Consider the following 6,366-nt stretch of genomic DNA (forward strand, 5'->3'; position numbering starts at 1 on the left):
AAAACACGGTCACGCAATATTTAAATATTTATGCGTTTGCATTGAGAAACGCCAATTACGCGCTATGCAGGTTTTAATACATAGTGCTGTCGCACTCTCTTTACAGCTAATAGGTTGTAAAGCAACAACAGGTGCAGGGTACTCTGAGCGTAATGTCAGTAAGGCATCCAGTGCTTCAATATCTTTTTCACGTCCAACAGGGTGTTTTATCTCATTAGCACGATTAATTGCGCTGGTTAATACCGTAAAGCCCCCCTTCATGCCCACTTTTGGAGAAAGTGTCACCCATGTCTTCTCACTACATAAAATATCGTGAGTGCCACTGGTTTCTATCTGACAGGCAAAACCTGCTTGCTCTAGCCCTTCTGTTAAAGGACGTAAATCATATAAGCAAGGCTCGCCTCCTGTGATAACCACGTGTTTTGCACTATAACCTTGTTGTTGGAAAAGTGATAAAATCTGAGCAACGCTGGCTTCTCCCCAAGCATCACTTTCTTGCGTTTTAATAGGAATATCACCAAGAGGAACTTTTTTTTCGTCTTCTTTTTCCCAAGTATGTTTGGTATCACACCAACTACAACCTACAGGACAACCTTGTAATCGAACAAAAAGCGCAGGAACGCCAGTAAAAACACCTTCACCCTGTAAGGTTTGAAACACTTCATTAATGGGGTATTGCATAAGAAACTCTGATATCCAATGAATGCTGATGATTATTACAGATAACTATCTCACCGTAAGAGGCTTTATGATAAGGTACATGGTTTGTTTTGAATAGCTAACGTGCGAGAAGACACTGAAAAAGAGGATAGCATTCCTCTGTTGGACAGAGATGGGAATACTTTAGATGCAAAAAGAGAATCAACTTTCACGAGGATTATCAGGGCGGCACATTCGTTTCATGGCGCTAGGCTCTGCAATCGGTACAGGTTTATTTTATGGCTCTGCGGCTGCCATTGAGAAAGCGGGCCCAGCGGTATTGCTTGCTTACCTTATTGGTGGTGCAGCAGTATTTATGGTTATGCGTGCATTAGGTGAAATGGCAGTTCATCATCCTGTTGCGGGCTCTTTTTCACAATATGCAAGCCATTATATGGGGCCTTTAGCCGGCTTCTTAACGGGCTGGAACTACGTTTTTGAAATGCTGATTGTCTGTTTAGCTGACGTCACGGCATTTGGTTTCTATATGAAACTCTGGTTCCCAGATGTTGATCAATGGATATGGGTATTAGGGATAGTTTGCTTTATTGGTGCCTTAAACCTTTGCCATGTGAAGATATTTGGTGAAATGGAATTTTGGCTTTCTATTGTTAAAGTCACTGCAATTATCGCCATGATAATTGGTGGTGTTGTCATTATGATGTATGGCTTTGGTCAACAAACTGAACACCCTATTGGTATCTCTAACTTATGGGAGTTTGGTGGCTTTATGCCAAATGGTATTGAAGGGGTTATCGCCTCGCTCGCCATTGTCATGTTTGCCTTTGGTGGGATTGAAGTGATTGGTATTACTGCCAGTGAAGCTAAAGATCCTGAAAAAACCATTCCTAAAGCTATCAATGCCGTACCGTTTCGTATCTTATTGTTCTATGTACTGACGATTTTTATTCTAATGTGCATTTTTCCTTGGCAACAAATCGGCCATAACGGTAGCCCATTTGTACAGATTTTCTCAAATCTAGGGATCAATTCAGCGGCAAATATCTTAAACCTCGTGGTTATCACAGCCGCAATTTCTGCGATTAACAGTGATATCTTTGGTGCTGGTCGTATGATGTATGGCATGGCTCAAGAAGGACAAGCACCAAAATCCTTTATGAAGCTCACTCGCAATGGTGTGCCTTGGATGACTGTGCTAGTAATGTCTGTCGTCTTGCTGCTGGGCGTAGTACTTAACTACCTTATCCCAGAGCAAATCTTCGTTTTAATCGCCTCTATTGCGACATTTGCAACAGTTTGGGTGTGGTTAATGATTTTACTTTCTCAAGTTGCGATGCGTCGTAAGATGAGCGCAGATGAAGTGAAAACACTGAAATTCCCTGTTCCACTATGGCCTGTTGCTCCAGCACTGACTATCGTCTTTATGGCGTTTGTTATTGCAATTTTAGGCTATTTTGAGTCAACCAGAATGGCTTTGGTTGTCGGTATGGTATGGGTAGCTATTTTAACTATCGGCTACTATGTAGGTATCAAACCAAGAATGAACCAGAAATAAATCACTTTTCTGAGTCAACAATTCTGAGCTAAACAATAAAGGCTGTGGATTAATTCACAGCCTTTTTCTTTATTATGCGATCTTCACTAAGCCAGCGCTTGTTTTAAATCAGCAATTAAATCATTCACATCTTCAAGACCAATTGATAATCGAATCAAACCATCACTAATACCATGCCTTTGTCGTTCTTCTGCACTATAAGTAGCATGAGTCATTGTCGCGGGATGTTGAGCTAAAGACTCACAATCTCCTAAACTCACCGCTCGGCTAAAGAGATTTAAGCGATTCAAAAACTCTCTACCTGCTTTTATTCCTCCCTTTAATTCAATGGCGATCATACCTCCAGCTAAACGCATTTGACGCTTAGCAAGTTCGTATTGAGGAAATGAAGCTAGCCCAGGATAATAAATAGTTTCGACTTTAGGATTATCTTCAAGATATTGTGCAATACGTTGTGTATTTTGGCAGATCTGTTCCATTCTTATGCCTAACGTTTTTATGCCTCGTAAAATTAACGAGGCATCATGAGGAGATAGACAAGCACCAGTCATATCCTTCAAACCTTCAACTCGTATTTTATCTGCTAAAGCATGAGTAGTAATAATTGCACCTGCTGTTACATCACCATGACCCGATAAATATTTAGTCATAGAATGCACAACAATATCAGCACCAAGCCCCAAAGGTTGCTGTAAATAAGGCGAGCAATAAGTGCTATCTACCATTACTAAAATATTATGCTGATGTGCAATTTCTGATATTTTTGTGATATCACTCACTCGCATATTGGGATTAGCTGGAGTCTCAAAGAAAATGAGTTTTGTTTTCTCTGTGATCGCTTCTTTTAATTTTTCGAGGTTAGTTAAATCAACATGCTTTATTTTAATGCCGAATTTAGCGAGCCCATGATTGAAAAACGTAAAAGTACAGCCATAAAGTGTCATATCTGCAATAAGTTCATCACCAGGTTTAAGCAATGACCAACAACTAGAAGTAATTGCGCCTATACCAGATGAAAAAACAACAGCACCTTCACCATTTTCTAATTGAGCTAAACGCTTTTCTAATAACTCTAATGTAGGGTTTGAGATCCGAGAATAAAAATGCCCTTTTTGTTTTCCGGCAAAACAATCAGCACCATATTGTGCCGTTGGAAAAACAAAAGTAGATGTTTGAAAAACAGGAGGCACTAATGCCCCCTGAGAATCTAACGGAGAATAACCATAATGTATTGCTTGAGTATTAAAATGTTTATTACTTTGCGTCATTATATCTCCTAAATATTAATTAACTTTCTATTCGCTGGTTATTTTCCCCGATAATTTGAACTGTTCTTAGAATAATTGAGATCCCTTTAAGGGTATCAGGATTTCTTAATAATGCAAAAGTTGAACCTAATGTATATTTTTTATCTTGATAAATAGATTCTTTCTTTGCCATATTATAAGCAGCACTTAATTCCCAAACTGGAATTAATGTTTCTTCAAATGCAACAGAAAGTTTTTCAACTGTTGCATTATCCATAATATCTATTGAATCTGATATTAAAGATAATAAATCGACGATATTATCAAACCGCTTTAATGCCAATAATGGTCTTGCTTTTTCTAATAAATGTTGAAGATGTAATTTATCTTCATCAGATAATAGTTGAATATCTGCTGGGCTTAAATTATTCTCACTCATTATTGTATCCCCTATAATAATCCTCTAACAGTTGCCCAATATAAGCCTCGGTTATAACTATTACGCAATAGCCCGCCCAGCTTTGTTGGTGGTGTAGGAATTACGTCATGTTTATAGTCATACTGTAATGGCATACCTGCTGATAATCCCATTTGTGCAACAGCTTGCACTCGACCATCATAAATCGCAGCAGGATAACCATAACGAAGCTCACCACAGATATTATTTGCAATCACACCCGCTTGGTTATGACAACTACCACCGGCTTTACTAATTGGTAAATCAACCGTATCACCAAGAACATACACTTGATTTAGACCATAGACTTGCAATGTTTCAGGATCAGTAGGTAACCAACCTTCACCATTATTATGTTCACTTAAACCTGTGTTACGGATCGCCTCAACCGCAGTGATAGGTGGAGTGCTCATAAGGATATCAAACGGTTCTGCCTCGCCTTCTTTTGAGTAAGCGATTTTCTTATCAGGATCAACATGGCTCAACGTAAAGCCTCGTTTAGCTTTAATATCTCGTTCAGAGAATACCGCAGGAAGAACTTCACAAACCTCTTGTTGCATAAACAGGCAGTTTCTTAAAAGTTGAGCAACTGTTGGATAGGTATAAACAATCTCAATATTACTTCTCACTCGTCGCTGGCGAAGAAGTTCGTCCAGCATCAATGTTGTCTCCATAGGGGCAATACCACATTGATGAGGTACATTAGGTGTTTCAGGAAAACTAACCGTAATAAATACACGGCCTTTTTCAATTTTAGCTAATTTATCAGCAAGTGTTCTAGCGGCTTCATATTGGTAGAAATGATTTCCCGCTTCTTTTAAGCCTTCAATTCTATGAGGACTAGGAACACAACCTGTTGCTAATACTAAAAAGTCATAATTGTATTTTTTATTAGACTCGCAATAAATAACTTTATTATTAAAGTCAAAACGTTCTGCTTTATCAATAATAAATTCGATTTCAGGTCTTAATAAGCTTCTTTCTGATCGCATCAGCTCTTCTTTTAAAAAAAGATTGAATGCAATATACATAAATGCAGGTTTGTAATAGTGATTAGGATTATCTGAAATAAGCGTTATTTTAATTTTATTTGAAAATATTTCGTCATTTAATTTTTTAGCAAGGATATTAGCAAGAATAGTTCCGCCGGTACCACCGCCAATAATAACTATATTTTTTGTTGGCATTTTATTTCCTATATCTAGTGATATTAGATAGAACAAAAAAAGTATAGTAAAAGGTATTAATATAACAAATAGATTAAATAGATAGATAAATTACTTATAAAATAATATATCTAATTGATAAGTGATATAATCATATTTAATTTTAATATTAACGCCTGAATATTAACTAATATTATAATCACTCATTAATAAAATGTTGCTATTAAAGGATGATGATCTGAGGCATCAGTGATCAGTACTTCTGCATTATTTAGCGATAATCCTCGATAAAAAATATAATCCAAAGGCTTACCAAAGGCTTTTGTTCGCCAATCGTTATCAAAAATAACTTCTTTAAGTCTTAACGTTCTCGCAAAACGTTTTAATACATTGACTCTTGGGCGACTCCACGCATTAAAATCACCCGCTAAAATAACGGGTCCTTTATGATGAGTGATGTGAACAGATAAATTACTTAATTGACGCTGATAAACATCAACACCAAAACTAAAATTAATTGCATGTACATTAATGACCATTAAATGATCACCCGTAATGAGCGGATATACCGTAATTAATGCGGATTTGGGTAATCTTAAAAAAGGCTCTTTTTCTCTGAGAGGACAACAATAGATAGGATGAGAACTTGATAATGTCATCACACCTGCTGGGTGTTGTTGAAAAGCCAAGGCAGGAACTTGATCTGCAATTAAATGATGAGTGCCAGCAAAACGGACAAGCTCTGGTGTTGTTTGCGCTTCTTGTAACAAAAGCAAATGCGTATCTGTTGAAAGCGTTTCCAACATATTACGCCAATTGAGTCGTTGCTGTTTATAGATATTCCAAACCGCAATTTTTAGAGTGCCTTCAGTGTAAAGAGGCATTCCGATAGGTAGTGTATCCTTTCTTTCACTTAAAGGCGGGCTGGGCTCAATCCTTTCAACAGGTTGACCTGCCACAAAACGCACTGAATAAGTCGGTTTTTTCGCCATTAGCAACCTCAGATAAACAGCAAGATATCTTGCTATAACTGAAGTATACCAAAGGCAAGCTTCGCTCTCACCCTTTAAAAGGATACTATAATCAACAAAAGTAATTATTTTAATGCATAATAGTTATGATTACTTAAAAATTTCTGATTAATTTGTGGTTTATTCTAAATTTTAAGCAAAAAAAAACCTAAGTCGTTAGACTTAGGTTTCTTAATGTTGGCGGAACGGACGGGACTCGAACCCGCGACCCCCTGCGTGACAGGCAGGTATTCTAACCAACTGAACTACC

General features: G+C 37.6%; 6 protein-coding genes. 1 reads left to right on the forward strand and 5 read right to left on the reverse strand.

Going from position 1 to position 6,366, the window contains the following annotated elements:
• Positions 1-9: 9 nt before the first annotated feature.
• Positions 10-681 carry a 7-carboxy-7-deazaguanine synthase QueE gene (gene queE, locus ABN236_RS12215; protein ID WP_349474094.1) on the reverse strand — a complete coding sequence of 224 codons (672 nt, stop codon included), beginning with the start codon at positions 679-681 and terminating at the stop codon, positions 10-12.
• A 166-nt stretch (positions 682-847) separates the two neighbouring features.
• Here queE and ABN236_RS12220 point away from each other — a divergent pair, with 166 nt between their 5' ends.
• The gene (locus tag ABN236_RS12220; protein ID WP_088494719.1) at positions 848-2,215 is read left to right on the forward strand and encodes an L-histidine transporter HutT; all 1,368 of its coding nucleotides are present in this window, start codon (positions 848-850) and stop codon (positions 2,213-2,215) included.
• Positions 2,216-2,301: 86 nt separating this feature from the next.
• On the opposite strand, the gene ABN236_RS12225 is transcribed toward ABN236_RS12220, so the two are convergent.
• From ABN236_RS12225 to ABN236_RS12240, 4 genes are all read right to left on the reverse strand, one after another.
• On the reverse strand, positions 2,302-3,483 hold the full coding sequence (locus tag ABN236_RS12225) for a methionine gamma-lyase (RefSeq protein ID WP_349474095.1): 1,182 nt from the start codon (positions 3,481-3,483) through the stop codon (positions 2,302-2,304).
• Between the two features lie 19 nt (positions 3,484-3,502).
• The gene (locus ABN236_RS12230) at positions 3,503-3,901 is read right to left on the reverse strand and encodes a hypothetical protein (protein ID WP_194951114.1); all 399 of its coding nucleotides are present in this window, start codon (positions 3,899-3,901) and stop codon (positions 3,503-3,505) included.
• A gap of 11 nt (positions 3,902-3,912) precedes the next feature.
• Entirely contained in the window at positions 3,913-5,106 is a 1,194-nt protein-coding gene (locus tag ABN236_RS12235) for an NAD(P)/FAD-dependent oxidoreductase (RefSeq protein ID WP_349474096.1), read from the reverse strand.
• Between the two features lie 185 nt (positions 5,107-5,291).
• On the reverse strand, positions 5,292-6,077 hold the full coding sequence (locus ABN236_RS12240) for an endonuclease/exonuclease/phosphatase family protein (RefSeq protein WP_102949462.1): 786 nt from the start codon (positions 6,075-6,077) through the stop codon (positions 5,292-5,294).
• Positions 6,078-6,366 lie beyond the last annotated feature (289 nt).

It is taken from the genome of Proteus sp. fly-1013 (genome assembly GCF_040140245.1).
Classification (GTDB): Bacteria; Pseudomonadota; Gammaproteobacteria; order Enterobacterales; family Enterobacteriaceae; genus Proteus; species Proteus mirabilis_B.

Bases quoted from the DNA above. Each gene is read 5' to 3' on its own strand.
- queE (WP_349474094.1), bottom strand. From the start codon at position 681: ATGCAATACCCCATTAATGAAGTGTTTCAAACCTTACAGGGTGAAGGT.
- ABN236_RS12220 (WP_088494719.1), top strand. From the start codon at position 848: ATGCAAAAAGAGAATCAACTTTCACGAGGATTATCAGGGCGGCACATT.
- ABN236_RS12225 (WP_349474095.1), bottom strand. From the start codon at position 3,483: ATGACGCAAAGTAATAAACATTTTAATACTCAAGCAATACATTATGGT.
- ABN236_RS12230 (WP_194951114.1), bottom strand. From the start codon at position 3,901: ATGAGTGAGAATAATTTAAGCCCAGCAGATATTCAACTATTATCTGAT.
- ABN236_RS12235 (WP_349474096.1), bottom strand. From the start codon at position 5,106: ATGCCAACAAAAAATATAGTTATTATTGGCGGTGGTACCGGCGGAACT.
- ABN236_RS12240 (WP_102949462.1), bottom strand. From the start codon at position 6,077: ATGGCGAAAAAACCGACTTATTCAGTGCGTTTTGTGGCAGGTCAACCT.